Genomic DNA, 907 nt, shown 5'->3' on the forward strand with positions numbered 1-907 from the left:
ACAAGTAAAAGTGGTTGTCTGCCTAGTAGAAAGACAGTTAGATAAGTGTTTGGAGCATTTTAATGAAATATTTGATGAAATTATCTTAGCAAAAGATCTTCAAATTGAAAATTTTGAAAGCTTTATTTTTAGATATGATGTAGTTGAGGCATGTACTGCTGTTAAAGGTCAATTATTTAAATTTCTGTTAGATAATTATAGTGATGAAAAGATAGTATACCTCGATCCTGATATAAAGGTGTATGGCAGTTTAAGTGATTTAGAGGGTATACTAGATGAACATGAAATCGTTTTAACTCCTCACTTGTGCGAGCCAGAGGATAAAGATAACATAGGTGCAATTATTGATAATGAGATTAGTTCTCTAAGATATGGTGTTTTTAATCTAGGATTTTTAGCAATTCGTAGAGGAGAGACCTCGCGGAAATTTATAAACTGGTGGACAGACAGGTTAGACTTATATTGTTATGATAATATGATTGAAAAGGGATTATTTACTGATCAAAAGTGGATTGATTTAGCCCCATGTTTTTTTGATGTCTATATATTAAAGCATCCCGGATATAATGTAGCTACTTGGAATATAACAAAAAGAAATATAACGGAAGGTAAAAATGGAAAGTATTTTGTAAATGGAAAACCTTTAGTATTTTATCATTTTTCAGGTTTCGATTCAGGTGCCAATGAAGTAATGCTCCAAAAATACATTAAAAACTCCTCACACCCTATTTACAAGATGAGAAATAAATATATTGAAGAAATGAATTTTTTTGGTCAAGAAGAATTAGGTAAATTTGAGTGGAGTTACGGTTATTTTGAGAATGGGGAAAAAATTCAAAAACAGACTAGAGTGCGATTTCGAAATAGTGAATTATTTAAAGAATTGTTTCCAAATCCATTTTTGGAG

At 30.5% G+C, this 907-nt stretch carries 1 protein-coding gene; it reads left to right on the plus strand.

Features of this window, described 5'->3' with window-relative positions:
• The coding region (locus VU18_RS18180; protein ID WP_047758490.1) for a hypothetical protein at nucleotides 1-907 on the plus strand (907 nt) is incomplete at both ends.

The organism is Geobacillus sp. ZGt-1 (genome assembly GCF_001026865.1).
Lineage (GTDB): Bacteria > Bacillota > Bacilli > Bacillales > Anoxybacillaceae > Geobacillus > Geobacillus thermoleovorans.